This window comes from Oryzophilus luti (assembly GCF_059726245.1).
Genome location: NZ_AP040874.1, coordinates 808,744 through 831,048, shown reverse-complemented (window position 1 = coordinate 831,048; position 22,305 = coordinate 808,744). Strand labels below are relative to the sequence as shown.

20 protein-coding genes are annotated in these 22,305 nt (G+C 62.5%); 9 read left to right on the top strand and 11 right to left on the bottom strand.

Features of this window, described 5'->3' with window-relative positions:
• Window positions 1-5: 5 nt before the first annotated feature.
• Together AC6IZO_RS03610 and AC6IZO_RS03605 are read right to left on the bottom strand one after the other, a co-directional pair.
• Entirely contained in the window at window positions 6-560 is a 555-nt protein-coding gene (locus AC6IZO_RS03610) for an SRPBCC family protein (RefSeq protein WP_497808102.1), read from the bottom strand.
• Between the two features lie 195 nt (window positions 561-755).
• Window positions 756-2,393 (bottom strand): cellulose synthase family protein, encoded by a 1,638-nt coding sequence (locus AC6IZO_RS03605; protein ID WP_497808100.1) that lies wholly within the window; start codon window positions 2,391-2,393, stop codon window positions 756-758.
• A gap of 120 nt (window positions 2,394-2,513) precedes the next feature.
• Between AC6IZO_RS03605 and AC6IZO_RS03600 the strand changes: the two genes are divergently transcribed.
• Window positions 2,514-3,908 (top strand): hypothetical protein, encoded by a 1,395-nt coding sequence (locus AC6IZO_RS03600; RefSeq protein ID WP_497808098.1) that lies wholly within the window; start codon window positions 2,514-2,516, stop codon window positions 3,906-3,908.
• Between the two features lie 39 nt (window positions 3,909-3,947).
• Here AC6IZO_RS03600 and AC6IZO_RS03595 read toward each other — a convergent pair whose 3' ends face one another.
• Entirely contained in the window at window positions 3,948-4,526 is a 579-nt protein-coding gene (locus AC6IZO_RS03595) for an outer membrane beta-barrel protein (protein WP_497808096.1), read from the bottom strand.
• Between the two features lie 145 nt (window positions 4,527-4,671).
• Between AC6IZO_RS03595 and AC6IZO_RS03590 the strand changes: the two genes are divergently transcribed.
• From AC6IZO_RS03590 to AC6IZO_RS03575, 4 genes are all read left to right on the top strand, one after another.
• The gene (locus AC6IZO_RS03590) at window positions 4,672-5,283 is read left to right on the top strand and encodes a TetR/AcrR family transcriptional regulator (protein ID WP_497808094.1); all 612 of its coding nucleotides are present in this window, start codon (window positions 4,672-4,674) and stop codon (window positions 5,281-5,283) included.
• A 122-nt stretch (window positions 5,284-5,405) separates the two neighbouring features.
• On the top strand, window positions 5,406-6,761 hold the full coding sequence (locus AC6IZO_RS03585; protein WP_497808092.1) for an aminopeptidase P N-terminal domain-containing protein: 1,356 nt from the start codon (window positions 5,406-5,408) through the stop codon (window positions 6,759-6,761).
• Between the two features lie 250 nt (window positions 6,762-7,011).
• On the top strand, window positions 7,012-7,587 hold the full coding sequence (locus AC6IZO_RS03580) for a biotin transporter BioY (RefSeq protein ID WP_497808090.1): 576 nt from the start codon (window positions 7,012-7,014) through the stop codon (window positions 7,585-7,587).
• Between the two features lie 69 nt (window positions 7,588-7,656).
• On the top strand, window positions 7,657-8,523 hold the full coding sequence (locus AC6IZO_RS03575) for a menaquinone biosynthesis family protein (RefSeq protein WP_497808088.1): 867 nt from the start codon (window positions 7,657-7,659) through the stop codon (window positions 8,521-8,523).
• A gap of 140 nt (window positions 8,524-8,663) precedes the next feature.
• On the opposite strand, the gene leuS is transcribed toward AC6IZO_RS03575, so the two are convergent.
• The 6 genes from leuS to AC6IZO_RS03545 all read right to left on the bottom strand — a co-directional run bounded on the left by leuS (window position 8,664) and on the right by AC6IZO_RS03545 (window position 16,248).
• On the bottom strand, window positions 8,664-11,219 hold the full coding sequence (gene leuS, locus AC6IZO_RS03570) for a leucine--tRNA ligase (RefSeq protein WP_497808086.1): 2,556 nt from the start codon (window positions 11,217-11,219) through the stop codon (window positions 8,664-8,666).
• Window positions 11,220-11,687: 468 nt separating this feature from the next.
• On the bottom strand, window positions 11,688-12,251 hold the full coding sequence (locus AC6IZO_RS03565; protein ID WP_497808084.1) for a DNA-3-methyladenine glycosylase I: 564 nt from the start codon (window positions 12,249-12,251) through the stop codon (window positions 11,688-11,690).
• 1 nt (window position 12,252) lies between these two features.
• A complete protein-coding gene (gene murI / locus AC6IZO_RS03560) occupies window positions 12,253-13,089 on the bottom strand; it encodes a glutamate racemase (protein WP_497808082.1) in 837 nt (278 codons plus the stop codon).
• 96 nt (window positions 13,090-13,185) lie between these two features.
• The gene (locus AC6IZO_RS03555; RefSeq protein ID WP_497808080.1) at window positions 13,186-13,779 is read right to left on the bottom strand and encodes a GerMN domain-containing protein; all 594 of its coding nucleotides are present in this window, start codon (window positions 13,777-13,779) and stop codon (window positions 13,186-13,188) included.
• A complete protein-coding gene (locus tag AC6IZO_RS03550; protein ID WP_497808078.1) occupies window positions 13,776-15,140 on the bottom strand; it encodes an N-acetylmuramoyl-L-alanine amidase family protein in 1,365 nt (454 codons plus the stop codon). The genes AC6IZO_RS03555 and AC6IZO_RS03550 overlap by 4 nt, the downstream gene beginning before the upstream one ends.
• Before the next feature lie 37 nt (window positions 15,141-15,177).
• Window positions 15,178-16,248, bottom strand: a complete 1,071-nt coding sequence (locus tag AC6IZO_RS03545; RefSeq protein WP_497808076.1) for a hypothetical protein — start codon at window positions 16,246-16,248, stop codon at window positions 15,178-15,180.
• A gap of 256 nt (window positions 16,249-16,504) precedes the next feature.
• Here AC6IZO_RS03545 and AC6IZO_RS03540 point away from each other — a divergent pair, with 256 nt between their 5' ends.
• The 3 genes from AC6IZO_RS03540 to AC6IZO_RS03530 all read left to right on the top strand — a co-directional run bounded on the left by AC6IZO_RS03540 (window position 16,505) and on the right by AC6IZO_RS03530 (window position 19,637).
• Window positions 16,505-17,686 (top strand): VWA domain-containing protein, encoded by a 1,182-nt coding sequence (locus AC6IZO_RS03540; protein WP_497808074.1) that lies wholly within the window; start codon window positions 16,505-16,507, stop codon window positions 17,684-17,686.
• Window positions 17,687-17,693: 7 nt separating this feature from the next.
• The gene (locus AC6IZO_RS03535; RefSeq protein ID WP_497808072.1) at window positions 17,694-18,743 is read left to right on the top strand and encodes a VWA domain-containing protein; all 1,050 of its coding nucleotides are present in this window, start codon (window positions 17,694-17,696) and stop codon (window positions 18,741-18,743) included.
• Between the two features lie 105 nt (window positions 18,744-18,848).
• A complete protein-coding gene (locus tag AC6IZO_RS03530) occupies window positions 18,849-19,637 on the top strand; it encodes a class I SAM-dependent methyltransferase (RefSeq protein ID WP_497808070.1) in 789 nt (262 codons plus the stop codon).
• Window positions 19,638-19,769: 132 nt separating this feature from the next.
• Here the strand turns inward: AC6IZO_RS03530 and AC6IZO_RS03525 are convergent, their stop codons facing one another.
• Both AC6IZO_RS03525 and cutA read right to left on the bottom strand, forming a co-directional pair.
• Complete coding sequence (locus tag AC6IZO_RS03525; RefSeq protein ID WP_497808068.1) at window positions 19,770-20,186, bottom strand: hemerythrin domain-containing protein; 417 nt, start codon at window positions 20,184-20,186, stop codon at window positions 19,770-19,772.
• Between the two features lie 234 nt (window positions 20,187-20,420).
• Window positions 20,421-20,741, bottom strand: coding sequence for a divalent-cation tolerance protein CutA (cutA, locus tag AC6IZO_RS03520; protein ID WP_497808066.1), 321 nt, complete (start codon window positions 20,739-20,741; stop codon window positions 20,421-20,423).
• 152 nt (window positions 20,742-20,893) lie between these two features.
• Between cutA and AC6IZO_RS03515 the strand changes: the two genes are divergently transcribed.
• On the top strand, window positions 20,894-22,303 hold the full coding sequence (locus tag AC6IZO_RS03515; protein WP_497808064.1) for a phosphoglucomutase/phosphomannomutase family protein: 1,410 nt from the start codon (window positions 20,894-20,896) through the stop codon (window positions 22,301-22,303).
• Window positions 22,304-22,305 lie beyond the last annotated feature (2 nt).

Below are 22,305 nucleotides of genomic sequence, written 5' to 3'. Positions count from 1 at the left end.
CTTGCCTAGTGCGTGGCAGGCTTCTCTGCCCGAGCTTTCAGCGCCTCGTTCATGGCGCGGAAGCGGTCGGTCGTAGAGGCGGCAACCTGCTTCCACATGGGCTCCACCAGAGAGCCGCGGAAGCTCTCGCGCTGGATAAGCCGCGTACCGCCGTTGGGCATCGGCTCCAACTCGAAGCGGTGTTCTCCGTCAAAAAGGCCAGGAATGATGGCGTGCCCCACCCAGCGCAACTCCTTGCCCGGCGTGGCGGCCACCACCTTGGGGAAGAAGACCAGCCCGCCGGAGCGCACGTAAAGCCACTTGCCCTGCTCGGCCGTCCCATGCACGCGGAACATCGGGTTCCACTGCGGGTAGGCGCCGAAATCGGTCAGCTCCTGCCACACGCGTTCGGGCGGTGCCGAGATTTCAACTTCCGTAAACACCGAGCGCACCACCTGGTTGGGACGGTTGCCCATCATCACGGCCATGGCCAGCACGCCAATCAACAATGCCAGCGGCGCACGCCACCAGCGCATCGCCCGCGGGCGCTCCACACTGCGAGATTTCTGATTCTTGCTCATAGCGAAACGATGCCCACTCCCAGCCGGGAGTCCTGCATCCACACCTAAAGTATTTCATGAGGTGGCGTGAGCGCAGGGCTGTCAGCGGCAATCTTTACCAATCCTTACGTTTCGGAATGGCAATGGAAAAGCCCCCGGAGAATGCTCCGGGGGCGGTGATTGCACGCTTTGAGCGTGTCAAAATTCGGAAACGCTTTAGATTCCCACCGGGAACGGCTTGGCGTGCTCCTCTTCGTTGGCCGAGCGCGGACGCAGCAGGCTGTCGAAACGTCCCTGGAAGATCGACATCAGCGCCGTGTACCAGTAGCCGAAGACGAACAGGATCAGGAATGGCACGGTGAAGTAGTTTTCATTCACCATGGCGTACCAGACCGTCAATGCGAAGTACGTCCCCACCGCCAGCTCGATCAGCGGCACGACGCCGAGGCGCTTGCGGTACTTCTTCGCGGCCGCCGACTTCTCGCCCGTGGCGCCCACGCGATACTTCGGCGTGCGCGCAAATGCCGTCTGGTGCTTGAAGACGGCCTCCATCACGGCCTTGGTGTTGGTGATCGTCAAGCCAATGCCGAGCGACATCAGCGCCGGCAGATACCACAGGCTGCGATACCACTGCTTCGGGAACAGCTCTTTTTCCGCGATGAAGTAGAAGCTCGAAATCGAGAACGTGGAGGCCACAAACAGAGGCAGGTCGATGTAGATCATCTGGAACCAGCCCTGGTAGAAGCGGATGATCATCGCCGGCATCATCAGCACGCTGAAGATGATCATCAGCGGGTAGCTGAAATTGGCGGTCAGGTGGTACCAGGCCTCGATTTTCTCGCGCCGCGAAATGTTGGCCCGGAACAGTGGCGGCAGGCACTTGATGGAACACTGGCTGAGGCCCTTGGCCCAGCGCGCCTGCTGCGTCTTGAAGGCCGTCATTTCAATCGGCAGCTCAGCCGGACACTCCACGTCCTGCAGGTAAATAAACTTCCAGCCTTTGACCTGCGCGCGGTAGCTCAGGTCGGTGTCCTCGGTCAGCGTGTCATGCTGCCAGCCACCGGCGTCGCCAATGGTGCACTTGCGCCACATGCCCGCCGTGCCGTTGAAGTTGAAGAACACTCCGGCGCGCGAGCGCGCTCCGTGCTCGACGATGAAGTGCCCGTCGAGCATGATGGCCTCCACCTCGGTCATCAGCGAGTAGTGCCGGTTGATGTGCGTCCAGCGCGTCTGCACCATGCCGACCTTCGGATCGGTAAAGTGGTGGATGACCTTCTGAATCCAGTCCGGCGAGGGCATGAAGTCGGCGTCGAAGATGGCGACAAACTCGCCCTTGCAGATTTTCAGGCCGTTATCGAGCGCGCCGGCCTTGAAGCCCGTGCGATCGGTACGGTGGATGTAGGTGATGTCGTGGCCCATGGCGCGGTAGCGGTCGACAATGTCCTTGGCCACCTGCTGCGTCTCGTCGGTCGAGTCGTCCAGCAACTGTATGTCGAGCAGTTCGCGCGGGTACTCCAGCTTGCAGATGGCATCCACCAGGCGGTCGACCACAAACTGCTCGTTGAAGATCGGCAGTTGGATGGTGACGCGCGGCAGCTTGTCCCAGAGCTGCTTCGGCTCGGTCACCTTGTTCTTCTTGTTCTTGTAGTACTGGTAGACCATCGTGTAGCGGTGGAAGCCGTAGCTGGCCAGGATGATCAGGGTGACAAAGTATGGAATCAGCAGCGCCAGATCGAAGGCGTTGAGCTGGTACAGCCCCTTGAAGTCCGTGTTGGTGGCGCGCTCAACAAACTTCTGGAACGCGCTCTGGCGTGGCGCGCTCAGGAGGAACAGTGCCGCAGTATGAATACTCAAAAATAGATTCATGGGTGTCGTTTGAGTCCCGAAAGAAACGATTGTACTCGAAGCGGCGGGAAAATTTCGCAGCCAGAACAGGGTTCCTTTGCCAGGCCGCCGTCATTTAGGATTTCGTTTGTGATGAATCGTCCCCGGAGATGGCTTCTTCGAACGCTGAGCACCGCACTGGCAGCCCTGCCACTTGCGCTGTCACCCGCCGCAGCCCAGCAACTGGAACAGGTTCACGAGCCACCGGCGCAGGCGCCTGCCGCTGCCTCCGCTCCGGTGTCGAAAACGATCGACGCCAGCACGATCCCGGCCGCTCCGGCTGTATCCACAACGGGGCAATCCGCGGCCGAACCGGAATCCGGGCTGCTCTCCCGCACCCGCTACACGTCGCTTTATTTCGGATTCACGCTGGAACTGCCTCCCAACTCCGAGCACCTGCGCCTGCTGCGCGCCACGCTCCAGCCTTCCGGCACTTATGCCCTGCTGGCACTGCGCACCGGCGCTGCCGACCGCACCAGCAAGCTGGTGGTCCGAGCGCTGGTTCCCAGCTTTGAAGAGGGCGCCACGCTGGAGGAGTTCACGCGGGCGCGCCTGCAGCAGCTCCGCATGACGAACCCGACCTGGCGCGGGCCGGAGTTTCGCCGGATTGGCGGGCGCGAGGCCTGGCGGATTGAGTTGGGCGCCAACGGCTACACATTCATACGCTCCACCACCTGGTTCATTGAGACCCGCGGCTACGTGCTGCAGATCGACCTGGATACCAGCGAGGACGCCTACGGCAAGGCCTTGGATGCCGCCGTCGAACAGATAGAGTTTCACCCTCTGCCTCTGGCGCCGGAGAAAACCACCGAGTTGGCCGGTCCCGGCGCGGAGCCCTACAACGGCCCCTCGTTGTTCAGCAATTTTGTGGACCGCAAGCTGCGCGAGGAGCCCCGCCGTGCTCTGGATGCCGGAGCATGGAGCGGGATGGTCTACGAGAACAAGCCGGCGGGAATCACCCTGAAGCTGCCGAAGGGCACCTCCCGCATGACAGAGCGCTCGGCCGTGCATGTGCTCGCCTGGGGCTCCGACCCGGACGTGAAGCTGGAAACGCCGGACCGCCGGGGAGAACTGTGGCGCGCCTGCTCGCGCACGCTGGCCGCCGTGGCCGATACCGCCCACATGATCACCCCCAGCATCGCGCCCACCATGGTCGTCGGCATGCTCCGCGCGGACTGCATGCCCGACCTGCAGATTCCCGCCAATGGCGATGACCAGCCCGCGCTCGACCTGCTGGCATCGACTCTGGTGCGCGCCACCGAGATGACACGCTTTGACCGCGGGCATTGGGAGCGCAACAGCAACCAGCTAAGCTTCTCGCTGGAGGGCACGAAAGCCTATGAGGTCAGCGATGAGATGCTGCTGCGGAGGCTTTCCCTGCGCATGACGCTCATCCGGCGCGGAGACTACTACATCACCGTCTTCCTGGTGGGCGAAAACGCCGACACCCTGCGCCGCATGGAGCGCTGGCTGGAAGTGAAGTAGCGGGACCGGCACCCGGCCGGCCCGCTCTCGACGAACTATTTAGAAGGTAAAGACGATTCCTGCGGAAGGAATCATCGTCTGCGCCATCTTGTCGACCTTGAGGCCGTTCCCCGCCAGCGTCGGCACCTTGTAGACATAGCTCTTGGCGGCCAAGCGGATGGCCACATGCTTGGCGACTGTGATGTCGCTGCCACCGCCAATCAGGAGCGCCGCTCGCGTCTGTGTCTCGCTGAACGAGGAATCCCGCGGAGAGAAACGCAGCGCCCCTCCTCCAACTAGGAGAAACGACTTCATCTTCTTGGTCAGAGGATTCGGAATGGCAATGGCCGCCGAGGCACTGACGGCGTTCACATTCGCCGGGAGCGCCACCATCGAGCCGCCCGTGCCGTACTTTTGGCTGTCGCGGAAGAAGTCATAGCCGGCCTCCACGCCCAGCCAGCGGGTGAAGTTGTATCGGTAGCCGGCGGAAATTCCGCCGGACTTGCTGGGCTCATAGGTAATGCCCTGGCTGGTGGCCTTGCGGGTAATCACGCCGCTGCCCAGCACCGTGACCTGCTGTTTTGCTTCCTGCGCGACGGCGGCCCCGCACAGGGCCAGCACGAGGACCATTCGGTTCATCCACTGCTTCATTCGGTTCTCTCCTCGATGGGGTTGGCTTTCAGCCTGCGGCTGAAATTAAATACGTACTAGTTGGTATTTAATTTGAGAGAAAGCCCGCTTGTCAAGCCCAGCCGCCGCACCCCGCGCTTATACTGTTGCCCATATGCCCGAAGAAGCACTCAACAAACACCAGCTCCGCACCCGTGAGACCCGCGAACGCCTGCTGAAGGCCGCAGAAGAGATCTTTGTCCGCGATGGCTACGAGGGTGCCGAACTGGGCGAGATTGCCGCCCTCGCCGGGCGCACCAAGGGCGCCATCTACGCGCACTTCAAGAGCAAGGAAGACATCTTTCTGGCGCTCATTGAGGACCACGGCCAGCGCGCCAGAACGCAGATGGAGGAGGCTCTCGCCAACTCCTCCGGAATCGAGCAGAACCGTCAGGCAATGCGCCGTTTTTTGTTTTCTTTGCTGGATGATCGCTCGTGGGTGCTGCTGATGCTGGAGTTCAAACTCTTCTCCATCCGCCATCCCGAGGCCAAGGAGCAACTGGAGAGCTATTTCCAGAAGATGATTCCTCCGGGGCAGGAAGAACGCTATGCCCGGATTCTCGGGCGCGACGGCCGCGGCAAGAACGCCCTTCCCCGCCGCCAGACGGTCCGGCTCATTCAGCCCATCATTTCAGCGCTCGCCTTGGAGGCTGCTTTCGATCCTTCGCTCGACCGCGAGGGCGCGGTTGGCAAGGTCCTCGACCGCATCTTCGACGCCCTCTTCTAGGAAGACGACCCCGCCATCCGCTATCCCCGCGGCTGGTCCGCCCGACTTCCGCTTCGCGTTGAAACGACTCTTTGTCCGCATCCCCGGGTGGTATGCTTTTCACACTTCTTTCCGGGGGAACCATGACCGCACAGCCTGCACGGAAGTTTTCGCGCCTTCTGCTCGCCTTCGCATTTCTGCTTTCCGTCTCGTCGATGGGCTTTGCCGTTGACCGGCAGGCCAGCGCCGACTATCATGCCCGCCGCGTGGCGCTGGCGGCCAAGACCAACGGTTTGCCCGTGGTGCTGTTCGCCGCCGAGGAAAGCCCCGAAGGCCTTACCCCCTTCCGCCAGGACAATGACTTCTTCTACCTCTCCGGATGGGCCGAGCCGGGTGCCGCGCTCCTCGTCGCCCCGGAAGTGAAGTCCACGGCCACCATGCCCGGCCACCCCTACACGGAGATTCTGTTTCTGCCGCTGCGCAACCTGCGACGCGAGCGCTGGACCGGCCCCAAGCTGGGCGCCGACGATCCCAAGGCATCGGAGCTGACCGGCTTTGACAAGGTGCTGCCGCTCGACGATCTTGCAGAGGAGCTGAACAAGCTGAACGCCGGGGCCATTTTGTCGGACACCTCCGAGGAGCCGAATGAAACGGCCGCTACGCGCCCCCTCCAGTGGATTGCCCGCGCCACCGGCGTGCCTGAGCTGAGCGTGCGCGACGTGAAGCCGCTGCTCCTCCCCCTGCGCACCTATAAGGACGCGGGCGAGATTGAGCGCATCCGCCACGCCACCGACGCCAGCATTGCCGCCCACCAGAAGGCGCTGAAGGCCATCAAGCCCGGCCTTTACGAGTACCAGATCGCGGCCATCATGAAGGGTGAGTTCGAGTACCTGGGCTGCGAGCGCCCGGCCTATGCCCCCATCGTCGGCACCGGGCTGAACTCAACCGTGCTGCACTACTCTGACAACACGGCGCAGATTCATGACGGCGACCTGATCGTGATGGATGTGGCTGGAGAATATGGCCTTTACGCCAGCGACATCACGCGTACGGCCCCCGCCAACGGACACTTCACCGCCCGCCAGCGCGAGATCTACAACATCGTGCTCGGCGCACAGCAGGCCGCCGAGAAGGCGTTTGTCTCCGGCAAGAGCCTGCTGCGCGGGCAAAGCCCTGAGTCGCTCTACAAGGTCGTGGTCGACTACTTCAACGCCCACGGCAAGGACCTGCACGGCCAGCCGCTCGGACAGTACTTCATCCACGGCCTCGGCCACCCGGTGGGGCTGGAGGTTCACGACGTGGGCACCTACGGCACGCCCGAGCTGCCGCTCGGCCCCGGCTCCATCTTTACCTTGGAACCCGGCCTTTATATCCCGGAGGAGAAGATCGGTGTCCGCATTGAGGACCTGTACCTGGTGGATAAGGACGGCAAATTGGTGCGCTTGACCGCTCCGCTGCCGCACACCGCCGAGGAAATTGAAGCCGCCATGGGCAAGTAGTGCCCGGTTGGGCAACGAGAACCGCCGCTGAGGGCCTCGGGTTTGGTATGCTAGAGACTGTGATGATCAAGGCTGCGTATGTGCTGCTGGTCGTATGCACCGTTGCCCTTCTTGGGGTAGCCGGAAGCATCTATCTACGAATCCGCCAGCACTTAGCCAAGCCGCACTCCGAACAGGTTGCGAAGTTGGACTCCGCAACACCAGCCGAGCCAGCCGAAACAGCGCTGCCGGCCAAGGAAGGAAGCCAGGCATGAGGATGAAGACAGCCGCCGCAACTATCGAATCTGCAAGCACTTACGCGCTTACTCGCAACGCTGCGCTGGTCATTTGCGCCAGCCTGGTGATTGCCTTCTGCTCGCGCCTGAGCCTGCCGCTGCCCTTCACCCCGGTACCGCTCTCCATGGCCAGCTTTGCGGTTCTGGCCGTGGGCCTGACCCTTGGCAGCCGCCGCGGCTTTGCCGCCAGCGCGCTGTTTTTGACGCTCGGTGCCGCGGGCATGCCGGTCTTCGCCTTTGGTGGCCCCGGTGGTCCAGCGCAGATGCTTGGCCCGGCCGGTGGCTTCCTAGTCGCCTACCCTGTGGTTGCGTTCGTTGCCGGCTGGATTGCCGAGCATGGCGCAAAGACTTTTGCGGTCCGTACGCTGGCCGCTGTGGCCGCTGAGCTGGTGCTGTTTGCCTCCGGCGCGGCCTGGTTCATGGCGCTGACCCACGCCTCGCTTCGGCAGGCGGTGATGTTCAGCGTTTACCCGTTCGTGTTTGGAGAAGTTGCGAAGGTATTGATGGCGTCGGCCGTTGCCGGACGCTTCTATCGCGCCTCCAGCCGTTAATTGTGCACATCGGCGCCGCGAGGCATTTCGGCGCCTTTTCACCGTTTGGACTTGGACTACAAAACCATTATGACCAGTGTTGCTGAACCGCTTGAAATCAAAGTTGCGCACAGTCCGGACTCGGACGACGCGTTCATGTTCTATGGCCTCGCCACCAACAAGGTGCGCGTTCCGGGGCTGAAGTTCACCCATACGCTCACCGACATTGAGACCCTGAACCGCAAGGCGTTCGAGGCCTACTACGATGTGACGGCCATCAGCTTCCACGCCTACCCCTACCTGCAGGACAACTACGCGTTGATGCCCTGCGGCGGCAGCGTGGGCGAAGGCTACGGCCCGATGATCGTTTCGCCTCGCGCCATGACGCTCGACGAAGTCAAGAACGTGAAGATCGCCGTCCCCGGCACGCTGACCACCGCCTACCTGGGACTGAAGCTGTTTGCTCCCGATTGCCAGACCGAAGTGGTGCCCTTCGACCAGATCATTCCCGAGGTGCTGGCCGGAAAGTACGAAGCCGGTCTCATCATCCACGAGGGCCAGCTCACCTACGGCAAGAGCGGCCTGCACCGCATTCTGGACCTGGGCAAGTGGTGGCGTGAACAGCAGTTCGGCACGGTGCTGCCCCTGGGCGGCAACGTGGTGAAGCGTTCGCTGGGCATGGAAAACATGATCAAGGTGACCAAGGCGGTGAAGGACAGCATTCAGTACGCGCTTGACCACCGCGAGGAAGCGCTTGAGTACGCCATGCAGTTCGCGCGCGACCTCGACCGCCAGTCGGCCGACCAGTTCGTGGGCATGTACGTCAACGAGCGCACCATCGACTACGGTGCGGATGGCCGCGCCGCCGTCGAGAAGATGCTGACCATGGGCCACGACAAAGGCATCATCCCGAACCTGCCGAAGCTCGATTGGGTCGAAATCCCCGAAACGCTGTAATCGGCATCCATCGGAATCATCCAAGGCCACGGCTTCGACCGTGGCCTTTCTGTTTACGCGGGACTCCCTGCATTTCCTTGGCAATAGAAAAGCCCCGCTCGCGGCGGGGCTTTTCCTTACGATGCGTCAACCCAAGCGAACTACTTCACCACCAAGTTCACCAGCTTGCCTTTGACGACGATGACCTTGACGACGTTCTTCCCTTCCACGCCGGCCTTGATCTTCTCGTCGGCCAGAGCTGTGGCCTGAATCACGTCCTGCGTAGCGTCGACGGGCACGAGGATGACCGTGCGCAGCTTGCCGTTGATCTGCACCGGAATCTCCAGCTCATCTTCCTTGGCCAGCTCGGGATCGGCCACCGGCCACGCGGCGCGCAGCAGGTTGCCGGTCTCGCCAAGCTGCTGCCACAGTTCGGCAGCGAAATACGGTGCAAACGGCGCCAGCAGCAGCACCAGCGTCTTCAGCGACTCGCGCCAGACCTTGGCATCGCCGTTCGGCCCGGTGAGCGCCGTCTGCTGTTCGCTGAAGGTGCGCACCAGCTCCATCACGGCCGAGATGCATGTGTTGAAGTGCCAGCGTCCGTCAAAGTCCTGCGTCACCTTGGCAATGGTCTGATGCAGCTTGCGTTGCAGGGTGCGGGCGGCCTTGGCGGCCTCCGGCGACGGCGTACCAGTAGCGCTGGCCGTGGCCGGCAGCGACTGCGCGAACAGCGCGTAGACGCGGCCGAGGAAGCGGCTGATGCCCGCGACGCCATCCTCCTGCCAGTCGAGGTCGCGGTCGGGCGGCGCGGCAAACAGGGCGTACATGCGCGTGGCATCCGCTCCATAGCGCGAGATCATATCGTCGGGCGAAACCACGTTGCCCTTCGACTTTGACATCTTCGAGCCGTCCTTGATGACCATGCCCTGCGTGAACAGGCGCGTGGCAGGCTCGTCATTCTTGATCAGGCCGAGGTCTCGCATGAACTTCGTCCAGAAGCGCGAATAGATCAGGTGCAGAATCGCGTGCTCGACGCCGCCGATGTACTGGTCGATCTGGAACCAGTAGTTCGCAATGCCGGTGTCGAACGGTGCGGTCGCAATCGGGCTGGTGTAGCGGTAGAAGTACCAGCTCGAATCCACGAAGGTGTCCATGGTGTCGGTCTCGCGGCGTGCCGCGGCTCCGCACTTGGGGCACTTCACATTGACGAACTCCGGCACGCGGCCCAGCGGCGAACCGCCAGCCAGCGTGATCTCCACGTTCTCCGGCAGCGTCACCGGAAGCTGCTCGTCCGGCACCGGCACCACACCGCACTTCTCGCAATAGATGATGGGAATGGGCGTGCCCCAGTAGCGCTGGCGCGAGATGCCCCAATCCTTGATGCGGAAGGTCACCGTCGGCTTACCGAAGCTGTGCTCGGCGGCGTAGGCGGCCATCTTCTTCTGCGCCTCTTCCACTGCCAGCCCCGTGTATGGGCCGCTGTTGACCAGCACACTCTCGTCTTCGCCCGTGTAGAGCGCCGCAGGGTCGAAGTCCGCTGCGGGCGTCTTGGGCGAAACAACCTGCCGGATCTCGATGCCGTACTTCTTCGCAAACTCGTAGTCGCGCTCGTCGTGCGCGGGCACGCTCATGATGGCGCCCGTGCCGTAGTCGCTCAGAATGTAGTTGGCCACCCATATGGGCACGCGGGTGCCGTTGAACGGGTTGGTGGCGTAGGCGCCGGTGAAGAAACCCTTCTTCTCCATGGTGCCCAGGTCGCCCGTCTGCTTGGCGGCGCGCTGGTCGGCAATCATCTCCTCCAGTGAGGCGTTGCGAGCGGCGTCGGCGCCAATCAACTGCTTCACGATGGCGTGATCGGGCGAGAGCTGCAACGAGGTGGCGCCGAAGATGGTGTCAATGCGCGTGGTAAAGACCGTGATCGGCTCGTTCGAGCCTTCCACCTTGAAGATGACCTCCGCGCCTTCACTGCGGCCAATCCAGTTGCGCTGCATGGTGCGGACTTTTTCCGGCCAGCCCTCGAGTTTGGTCAGGTCCTTCAGCAGCTCGTCGGCGTAGTTGGTGATGCGCACGAACCACTGATCCAGCTCGCGGGTCTCCACCGGCGTCGTCTCATGCCGCCAGCAGCAGCCGCCCACCACCTGCTCGTTCGCCAGCACGGTCTGGCATTCGGGACACCAGTTCAGCTTGCTCGACTTCTTGTAAGCCAGCCCCTTCTCATACAGTTTGAGGAAGAACCACTGGTTCCAGCGGTAGTACTCGGGCAGGCAGGTGGTGACTTCGCGCGACCAGTCATAGCTGAAACCGATGCGCTTCATCTGCTCGCGCATGTTGGCGATGTTGGAGAGCGTCCACTCCTTCGGCTGGCGCTTGTTCTTGATGGCCGCGTTCTCGGCGGGCAGGCCGAAGCTGTCCCAGCCCATGGGGTGCAGCACGTTATAGCCGTTCATCCACATGAAGCGGGCGAGCGCATCTCCAATGGAGTAATTGCGCACGTGGCCCATGTGCAGCGCGCCGCTCGGATACGGCAGCATCTCGACGCAGTAGAACTTCTTCTTCCCCGCCGACTCCGGCTCAGGCGCGTAAAACGCGGGGTTGGCGTTCCAGAGGGCAGCCCAGCGCGGTTCAATCTCGTGCGGGTTGTAGCGGAACGGATCGTTGTCTTCTGCGTACTCGGGGCGCTTCTGCGGAGTGGAGCTCGGCTTGGTATTTTCAGGCATGTCGATTGTCTTCTGTGCGTTCAGGGTAAAAAGTAATTTTACTGCAATGCGCGGGAGATGCGGGAATGGGGCTGCGAAGCAGGCCAGCGACAGGAGCGGAATACGCATGGGCTCCGGTGAGAGGACCACAGCCGAAGGCATATGCGCCTTCCCCAGAGCCGCGAAAAGGCCGCGATCAAAGAAACAGGTGATAGATGGGTAGCGCCGGGCTTCAGCCCGGCGTAACTGGAGACAAGCGGCGTGCGGCTTCAGCCGCTGGGGGTGAGTCCCTCCCTCAGAGGCTAAAGCCTCTGACAGTTTCGTCGGTCGACCACCGGGCTAAAGCCCGGTGCTACCCGCAATGGTTCACTTCATCCCGTTTCTCTGCGCACGTTCTGAGCTTGAAAGCCGCGCGGAGCAACCGTATCCGAAACGCGGGGTGCCCCAGGTTCAGCGCCCGCCGTTGGGGCTTAACCTGGGACGCCATGCCTACTTCTTTGGCGCGCGGAAGCAGCCTTCCACGTGGTCGTTCACCAGTCCGGTGGCTTGCATGAATGCGTAGATGATGGTGGTGCCCACAAACTTGAAGCCGCGCTTCTTCAGGTCCCGGCTGAGCGCATCGGATTCCGGCGTGGAGGCCGGAACCTCCTTCATCGTGCGCCAGCCATTGCGCTTCGGACGCCCGCCGACAAAGCTCCACACATACTTTTCGAACGAGCCAAACTCCTTCTGCACGGCAAGGAACGCCTTGGCATTCACCACCGCCGAGTGCATCTTCAAGCGGTTGCGAACCAGTCCGGCGTCAAGCAGCAGCACGGCAATCTTCTCATCATCAAACGTTGCCACCTTCACCGGATCGAAGGCGGCAAAGGCGCGGCGGTAGTTCTCGCGCTTGGCCAGGATGGTGTCCCAACTGAGACCGGCCTGCACGCCCTCCAGCAGCAGGAACTCAAAGAAGACGCGGTCATCGTGCACCGGGCGTCCCCACTCTTCGTCGTGATAGCGGCGTGCAAGCTCGTTCTGCGGCCACGGGCAGCGGAGTTTCTCGGTCATCCTAGTTGTCCATGTGAACCCACTCGACGTTCGCAACCTCAAAGCCCAGGAACAGCGGGGCCATGCGGCGGAACTTGTCGGGTGAGTCGGTGACGAAGAATTGGTAGGTCGGTGTGCCTGCGGGAACCTTGTGCGCCTCGCCCGTGCTCTTCTCGTCGCCGTAGAGCGTGCGCTCCACCAATTCGGCAGTGCTCTCGGCCGGGTCCACAATCTGTATGCGCTGCGGCACCACGCGGCGCAGCAGGTCGCGCAGCAGCGGGTAATGCGTGCAGCCCAGCACCAGCACATCGGTGTTCACGCTGGCCGTGCGCAGGGCTTCAATGGTGTAAATGCGCGCCACCTGCTCGGTCACCGGATGGTCCACCCAGCCTTCCTCCACCAGCGGCACCAGCAGCGGACAGGCTTTTTCATGCGTGGCAAATCCGCGGCGGGCGAGCGCGCGCTGGTAGGCGTGGCTGGCAACGGTGGCCTCGGTGGCGAAAACGACGGCCTCCCGGCTGTGGCTGACCTGCGCCGCGCCGTCGGCACCCGGCTCAATCACGCCGATCACCGGGATGGAGACGGCGCTCTTCACGTCATAGAGCGCCAGAGCGCTGGCCGTGTTGCAGCCGATCACGAGGATGTCCGGCCCATGAGCCTCGAGGAAACGTGCAGCCTCCGAGGTGTAACGGGCCACGGTCGCCTGCGACTTGCTTCCGTAGGGCAGCCGCGCCGTGTCGCCAAAGTAGAGATAGTCGGCGGCCGGCAGGCGCGACACAATGGCACGCAGCACCGTCAGCCCGCCAACTCCGGAATCAAACACAGCAATGCGCGGACGCTTTGAAATGGATGATGACAACGGGTTCTCCTGCGCCCTCTAGGCTAGCACGAGGCGGCACAAGGAAGAGATTGCGCTCTCAGGTTTTACGGTGGAAATACGCGAAAGGCAGGCGCGCTACTGATTGCCGCTCAACTGCTCACCGGCCTGCACCACGCGGGCCACGTCGAGCCAGTCTTTCAGGTCCACGTGCCCGGCCAGCGTCTCGCGCTCCTTGCCGTCGATGAGAATGCGCACGCGCGTGATGTTCGGAGCCGCCGAAACCAGCGTGCGCACAATGCTGAAGACCGTCAACTGCTCGGCCTCCACGCTGCTGCGGTGCTGTTCGGCAGTGGGAGCCGTCAGATCCACCACCGCCGAATTGTTGTTCAGCAGGTAGACGGAGCGCACGTCGGCCCCCGCTGGCAGTGGATGCAGCGCGTCCTTCTCCGTCGCGAGCCTCAACATCAGGTGCAGAGCCTGCTGCGCGCGCTGTGCCGCATCGGGCGGCAGTGCGACAATCTTGTGCGTCGAATACAGCGTGCCGTTGGAGTCATCGCCGAGCCACAGCGTAAGGTCGCCATCGTTGCCGGTGCTGGGTGGCGCCACCACGGCGGCGTGCGCGTTCTGCAACTGCTCGGCCTGGTGCTTCAGCCGGACGGCGTAGATGCCCGCGCCAAGAATTGCCAGCGCCAGCACAATAATCGCAATCTGCAACTGGCGGGAGATCATTTCGCCTCCTCCAGTTGCTGACGCGCGTTCAAGATCGCCTGCGTCAGCGCAGCGCTGATTGCATCCTGATACTTCGACGAGCCGAGCGTGTTCTTCTCATCCAGTCCGGCCACTTCCACGGCGATGGCCGCAGCGGCCAGGTTGTTCAGCGGACGCACAGGCGCCGAGGATATCCGCACCGGCAGTTGCTTGTCCTGGCAGGAGGCGTAAACCGAGCGTGCCACCGCCGCGCTGTGCTCCAGCCAGGCGGATTGCGCGGTCTCCCACGGCAGGAAGCTGCGACGGTCGGTGGCTGTGGCTGTCGAGGGCAGCAAAGCCGTGTAGACACGCACGCCATGGCCCGTACCCGCTGCGTGCAGCGCCACGTAGAGCGCCGGACGTGCGGCGTTGGCCGTCTGCGCGCGCTGATCGAGCGAAATCGCCGTATCCGTGGTGCGTACCTGCTGCACGCTGATGCCGCGTGCTTCCAGGTCGCGCGCCAGCTTGCGCGCCAGTGCCAGCGTCACGGACTTTTCCGCCAGATCCGGCGTAATCGCGTCGCCGGTGTCGGTGCCGCCGTGGCTCGCGTCAATCACAACCACGAATCGCTTTGCGGCGGGCCGGTCGAACTTCGGCGGAGGCAGCGGCGTTTCGGCAACCTTGGCCGGAGCCGGTTGCGGCTTCTGCCCGTTTGCGGCCTGCGAGATGATGATCTGCCGGTTGCCCTCGGCAAAGCTGACCGTGGCGGGCTGCGCCACGTTGGCCACAAAGACCGTCGCGCCGTTCAACTCCGAAAAGCTCGTGCTGGAAACCAGCGGGTCACCGTAGGTGGCGCTCTCATTGCCCAAGCCGCTCAGCGGCTCGCGCAGGAAGGTCAGCCGCACGTGGCCGGGCTGCACGCTGACGTTGGGTGCAACCGCCATCGGGAAGGTCAGCACCAGCCGCGACGGCGAGCGCTGCAGCTCAGCTTTGAAGCGCACCGCGGAGACGCCCATGAACAGCCGCCGTGCGTTGGCGTGGTACTCCGGTGCTTGATCGGTCAGCCGCGCCAGCAGCCCCGGCACGGCGCCGAGCGGCAGATAGCCATGCTGCGCGGTGACCGTGAACGGTGCGGACATATCGAAGCCTTTGCCGCGCACGCGCCCGCTCGCCTGCCCGCTCTGGAACTCGCACTCGTAGCTATTGAACTTGACCTTGAACTTCTGTCCGTCGAGCCGCGACTCAATGCGTCCCAGCGGCTCCAGCAGGTCCACGATTCCGACATAGTCCTTGCCGCCCACGCTGACAACGTCGATGGAGAACGTGGTGCCGGGCGAGTAGATGGTGACGCGCTTGTTCTGCGCCTGGGCAAGAATCGGGCCAGCCAGAAGCACGGCCGCCATCAGCAGCCAGACGGCGACACCCCGTGTTCTGCCCGCGCTAGAAGCCCGCATGCAGGATCACCCCCGGCAGGGGCGGACGGCGCATGGTGAACGCATGCAGCGGCAGACTGCCGCCGCTGAGCGCGACCTCGCACACCTGCGGAATGGACGGCGGATTCATCAGGAAAGCCGTACCCGGCTCACGGCGAACCATCTCCACGGCTTCGTCCATGGAAAGACTGTACCGCAAACGCTCGCGTTCGGCATCGCTTCCCGGCTCCAGGATCAGAGCAATCGGGAACAGGACATTGTGCAACAGGACACTGTCACAATCGCGCTCTTCAGCCATCCGGTAGGACAGTACCTTGTCCGCCCATCCGGACAGGCAATGGCAGCGGAAGCTGTGGTGCGGGCTGATGGAGACAACAACATGCTCGCCATCCTGCTTCGGCATCAACTGCTCAAAAATGGTGGGACGGAAGTAGTGTGGGCCGTCGCCTTCCAGCTCCGGCATCCAGCGAGAAATATCGAAGAAGTAGAAGTGCCCTCGCCCCAGACGAACCATCTCACCGGCGTGCTCCTCAGCGCGCCAGCGCACGTAGCGGTGCACAGGAGCGAGCGCCGGAATCTGCCGCGCTACGTTTACCAGCAGCACCAGCAAAGGGCTGTCATCGCGCTGCAGCCACTCCTGCCCGTGAATTACGGTCAGCGGAGTCTCCGCCAGCCATGCGCCGAACTCAGTCACCAGCGCCTCGTCCGTGATGGCTCCCACGCTCACGGAGTCATTCTCCCCGAACTGGATGCTTTGCCGGTCCTCGGCCGTAAACGCCGCTTCAATGCCGGAGAGCGGCACCGCGTCATAGAGGGCGACCACGGGCGCGAGTTGTCCGATTCCGGAGGCGAGCACTTCTGCGGCCTCCGCGCGCAAATCCGGGTCTACCGGCTGCGGCGAACGCAGCATGGAGCGCGCGCCCGGCTCCAGCAGGCAGAGGACGCCGCGCAGCAACTCGCCATCCACAAGATGCTCGTAGGTATAAATTGCGGGGGCAGCATCGGCGGCCGCAGGCAGTGACTCGATCTTCCGTGCCAGCGTGCGGAGCTTCTCCGCCGGGGACACAACTTCCGGCACGGAAAGCTCGCAGAGCTGCCGCAAGTCTTCTGCGGAACACTCTGTTCTTCTGGCATGAAATGGGAGTATCGTCATCGCCGCACGGTCCCCGGATCGTCACCTTCGGGCTGTCTCTGCGGATTGTAACAGTAGTACTGCCCCCTTTCCTGAGTTGGCGCGAGGGAGATGCTATGATTTCGCGCAACTTCGGGCCTTGTGGCGCGTCATAATCACTAGCGCAAGGCGCTATCCGGATACCGTGATGTGGGAGGGAGTCATGGTCTGCGAATTCGAGGGTGCATTCCGCAGGCACGTCGCAAAGATTCTGCGGCCGTTGACCAAGCTCGGGCTGCTGACCATCGCCTGCCTGTTACTGGCCTCGACGTCCCCTGCACAGCAGACTCCCGAAAGCGCGCCTACACAGCCGACGGCACAACAGGCCACGCAACCGACCGCACCCGCAGCCGCCAAGCCCGACGCGCAGCCCGTGGAGAGCGACTACGGCGAGGTACACATCACGCCGCGCACGGCCCCGGAAAAACCCGACGCATCGCAGCCCACCGATTCCTCGAAGGTCGCCGCCAGTTCCGAGGAGAGCCCGAAGCTCAAGAACCATCCCAAGCCCATCAAGGTCGATGTCGACCTGGTGCTGGTGCCGGTGACGGTCACGGACACGATGAACCGGCTGGTCACCGGACTGGACAAGGAGAACTTCATTCTCACCGACAACGGCCAGCGCCAGGAGATCCGGCATTTCTCCAACGAGGACGCGCCGCTCTCGCTCGGCGTCATCTTTGACATGAGCGGCTCCATGAGCGACAAGATTGAAAAGGCGCGCGAGGCCGTGGTGCAGTTCTTCAAGTCCGCCAACCCGGACGACGAGTTCTTCCTCATCGCCTTCAACGAGAAGCCGGATCTGGTCACCGACTTCACCCAGTCGGTGGAGCAGATACAGGGCGACCTGGCGTTTACCGTGCCGCGCGGACGCACTGCGCTGCTGGATGCCATTTACCTTGGCGTGGCCAAGATGAAGCAGGCGCGCCATCAGCGCAAAGCGCTGCTCATCATCAGCGACGGCGGCGACAACCACAGCCGCTACCGCGAGAACGACGTGATCTCCGTGGTGAAGGAGGCCGACGTACAGATTTTCGCCATCGGCATCTTCAGTCCCTTCCCCTCCACGGAGGAAGAACGCACGGGACCGCATCTGCTGGCGGAAGTCACAGACGTAACTGGCGGCCGAACGTTTACCATTGAGCGTGTAACCGAACTTGCCGATGTGACCAACAAGATTGGCCTGGAGCTGCGCAACCAATATGTGCTCGGCTATCGTCCAACCAGCAAGGCGCATGACGGCAAGTGGCGCAAGATTCGTGTACGGTTGAATCCGCCGAAGGAGTTCAACCTGCCGCAAATGTCGGTCTACGCGAAAACGGGATACTATGCTCCGAACCAGTAGGAAATGGATGGCTATTCCCCTGCTGCTGGCGCTTGCCTGCGCGGCAGTCTGGGCACAGGCGCCCACGGCCCCGCAACAGGAACCGCAAGCCCCGGCCAACGCCCCGCAACAGCCCGCAGACTCCAACGAGTCTCAGAAGCCTGCGGCCCCCGGCGACACCGTCCAGGTGCCCGCCGGAGAAGCCGCGCAGTCTGAGGCTGGGACCTTCACCATCCGCACGCAAGTGCGTGAAGTCACCCTGCACGCCACCGTGGTGGACGATAAGGACCATCTGGTCACTTCGCTCGGGCGGGATGCCTTTACCGTCTACGAAGACGGCGTGGCGCAGCCCATCTCCAGCTTCCGCCACGAAGACATACCGATCGCCGTCGGCATTGTCATCGACAATTCCGGCTCCATGCGCGAAAAGCGTCCCAAGGTCAACCAGGCGGCGCTCAACTTTGTCCGCGCCAGCAACCAGCAGGACGAGGTATTCGTCGTCAACTTCAACCAGGATTTCTACCTTGACCAGGACTTCACCGGCAGCCTGACCCTGTTGCGCGATGCGCTGGAACGCATTGAAGCCCGCGGCAGCACCGCGCTGTTTGACGCAGTTGTTGCCTCCTCCGACCACCTGGTAAAGAACGGCCGTCTCCAGAAAAAGGTGCTGCTGGTCATCACCGATGGCGAGGATAACGCCAGCGTCTCCTGCCCCACCATGGAGCAGGCCATCCGCAAACTGGCGGTCGACGGTGGCCCCACCATTTACACCATCGGCATTCTCGACAATGACAGCGGCGCCAAAAAGGCCAAGCGCGCGCTCAAACTGATGGCTGAAGAAACCGGTGGCATCGCATTCTTTCCAAAGGATTTGGCAGAGGTTGATGCCATCACGCGGCAGGTCGCCCATGACATTCGCAACCAATACACAATTGGGTACAAACCTCCCGTGAAGAAGAATGACACGGCCTACCGCACCGTGAAGGTTGTAGCCAAGGACAAGGATCACAAGCGCCTGCAGGTACGCACGCGCAGCGGCTACTATGCCGGAACACCGCAGCCCTCCTCGCAGAAATAACGCGATAGCCTTTTGCCGAAAAGCCCGGGCGCTCCCGGGCTTTTCTCTGTCTGGAAGAACGCCGCGTTGCGAGCTTTGGATCTATGCAGGGGCTAGAATCCTTGCATGGCCGACCAGAAGCACATCGAATGGGATTCCGACACTTACGACGAGGTTAGCAACCCACAATTCAACTGGGGCATGAAGGTCTTGGAGCGCGTGGAGCTGCGCGGAGACGAGACCGTGATGGACGCCGGATGCGGCAGCGGACGCCTGACCGCCGAGCTCCTCAAGCGCCTGCCCCACGGCCGCGTCATCGCCGTCGATAGCTCCGAGAACATGCTGCGCACGGCCCACGAGCGGCTGGGCGGCGAAAGCTACCGGCTCTCCTTCCTCCATGCCGACCTCGCCGACCTGCCCTTGGTGCGCGAGGTTGACGGCATCTTCAGCAACGCCGTCTTCCACTGGGTGCCCGACCACGAGGCCCTCTTCCGCAGCCTGTTCCGCGCGCTCAAGCCCGGCGGCTGGCTGCTGGCGCAGTTCGGAGGCCACGGAAACCTGAGCCGTCTACGCAGCCGCCTGCTGGCCACCGCCGCTCTGGAACAGTTCAAGCCTTACTTGAGCGGCTGGAGTGAAAACGTTCATTTTGAGGATGAAGCCAGCACGCACGATCGGCTGACCGCCGCAGGCTTCGCAGAGGTTGAAAGCACGTTGTTCGCCTCTCCCATACAGTTCCCCGACCAGGCAGCGATGACCCGTTTTGTACGCACGGTGAACGCGCACCAGATTGTCTCGCGGCTGCCTGAGGGCATGGAGGATGAATTCCTAGCCACCACTTTGTCCCAGAGCGCCCACGATGCGCCTCCCTTCACGCTCGATTACGTCCGCCTGAACGTGCATGCCCATAGGCCGTAGCACCCGGCTTCGGCTCGCCGACGCATTTCCACGCGTTCCGTGCCGAGAAATTGCGCCGCTCCATCCTGAGCAACAAAAAGCCCCAGCCGCGAGCTTTCGCGGGTGGGGCGTCCTGCTCGAAACCTATTTTGCCTAGTGAATGCACCCGCTGCCGCAGGCATCAATAAGCGTCTTGCGGTTCGAGTCAATGTGATCGGTGATCCAGCGCTTGAGGAAGAAGAGAAGGTCGTTGATGCGGCTGCGCTCGTCTCCGCCGCCGAAGGCAAGGAAACAGCGCGCGCGATCCGCCAGGTAGCGATGCTCGCTGCGGTGCTGCTGAAGCCAGGTTGCCTGCTCCTGGGAATACGACGCGGCGGTTGGGAACATGGCATGCAAGTCGTCCTCTCGATACTCGATCAGCTGCTCGAGCACCGCACGAAAGGTCCCCACAGAAGGCTCTCCATCCAGCATGGCTTCCAATTGCCGGATGAGATCGAAGATGCGCTGATGTTCCCGGTCAAGGGACGGATAACCGAGTGTGAAGGATTCGTCCCAATCTCGATAAAGCATGGTGGTAACTCCTCAGACAAAAGCGGGGCAAGAATACGGCACCGCCGTCCTCACACAGCCATACGGAGGAGTTCGCAGATTACTAAAGGACAAGTCCAAAATCTTGCTAGCACATAAGTCCCAACCGGAAAGCCTTGCCCATTTTGGATGCGTGCACCGGATGCCCACGCACTAATCTCTCACTAATTCAGTTATTTACACATCATTGTTTTAATCACAAGATGAGGGTGGTGTTCACTCGCCCACGGAGTCGCCAATCCATTCCAGGTAGGCTTCGAGCCCGGTTTCAATGGGCAACTGCACCAGCTCGGGCAGGTCGTAGCTGTGCAGTTCGAGCAGCGCGTCGCGGATGGCGGCAAACTGTGCGGCGGTGCTCTTGATGACCAGCAAGTATTCCTCTGTGGATTCGACCGAGCCCTTCCAGCGGTAGGTGGATTGGATGGGGCCTACGACGTTGACGCACGCTGCCAGCCGCCGCGACACCAGCTCAAAAGCAAGCTTCTGCGCCTTGTCGCGCGAATCGGTGGTGGTCAGCAGCAGGCGCTTGTCGGTCATGCGCAAGAGCCTACTGCGGAACGCGCACGGCGGCAAGCGGAATGAAATGTGTGCCTACGGCTGAAATCCCGCAACGCTTCATCGCCGATGCCGCATGAATTGGTTAGAATTCGAAACGAGCCGTTCCAACACATCGGGAGAGCAAAGAACTCATGGCGACCAGGATCAAGTTCGGGACCTCCGGCTGGCGTGCGGTAGTGGCCGATGAATTCACCTTTCAGAATGTCCGGCGCGCCATCACCGGCATCGCGCGCTACGTGCGTTCGGCCTCCACGGGGCAGCCGAGGCTGGTGGTGGGCCGCGACCCACGCTACATGGGCGAGACCTTCGTGGACATCGCCGCCGGCATCCTTGAGCAATACGGCATCGAGCCGCTGGTGGTCACCGATCCCGCGCCGACGCCTGCCCTTGCCTGGGAGGTGATGCGCCAGAAGACCGACGGCGCAATCAACTTCACCGCTTCGCACAATCCCCCGCAGTACAACGGCATCAAGTTCTCCACGCCCGACGGCGCTCCGGCCTTGCCGGAATATACCAGCCAGGTGGAGGCCGCCGTGTTGGCTGCGGACGCCGATGGCGGCGCGCCTCCCGTGGGCCCCCTTCCGGCCAAGCGGCGCGAGATTGAAGTGAAGTCGATGTATCTGGAACGGCTGCAGGACGTGATCGACTTTGCGGCCATCAAGAAATCCGGGCTGAAGGTGGCCTTCGACCCGATGTGGGGCGCATCACGCGGATACAGCGACCAGCTCCTGCGCGAGAACGGCATTGACTGCGCGACGGTGCATGACACGCGCGACGTGCTGTTTGGCGGTCATGCTCCGGAGCCGGACGACCACCTGCTCGGCGATCTGCGCTCGGCGATGAAGCAGACCGGCGCGCGCATTGGCATTGCCTGCGACGGCGACGCCGACCGCTTCGGCATTGTGGATGAGGACGGCACCTTCATTTCGCCGAACCACATCATCGCCCTGCTCTTCGACTACCTGGTGGAGACGCGCGGCTGGCGCAACGGCGTAGCCAAGAGCGTGGCCACCACCAACCTGATCAACGCGCTGGCCGACTATCACAAGGTGGAGCTGCATGAGACGCCCGTGGGCTTCAAGTACATTGGCGAGCTGATCAAGCAGGACAAGATCGCCATCGGAGGCGAAGAGAGCGCGGGGCTTTCCATCCGCCACCACACGCCGGAGAAGGATGGCGTGCTGGCCGGGCTGCTGATCTGCGAGATGGTGGCGCGGCGCGGCACGTCGCTTGGTGCACAACTTCAAGTGATATTTAGCAAAGTTGGTTCGTTTTACCCGGAAAGACAGAACTTCCACTTGACGGAGGAAGTCAAAGCGAAGTTCACTGAGAAGTTGAAGCATGATCCCACGGATTTTGCCGGGCACAAGGTATCAGAGGTCGTTCGCAAGGACGGACTGAAACTGGTGCTGGCCGACGGCTCGTGGGTCTGCTACCGGTTGAGCGGCACCGAGCCGGTGGTGCGCGTTTACACCGAGGCGCGCAGCGAGAAAGGCCTGGGCAAGCTTAGCGAGGCCGCGCGCGACTGGGTGCAGGAGTAGTT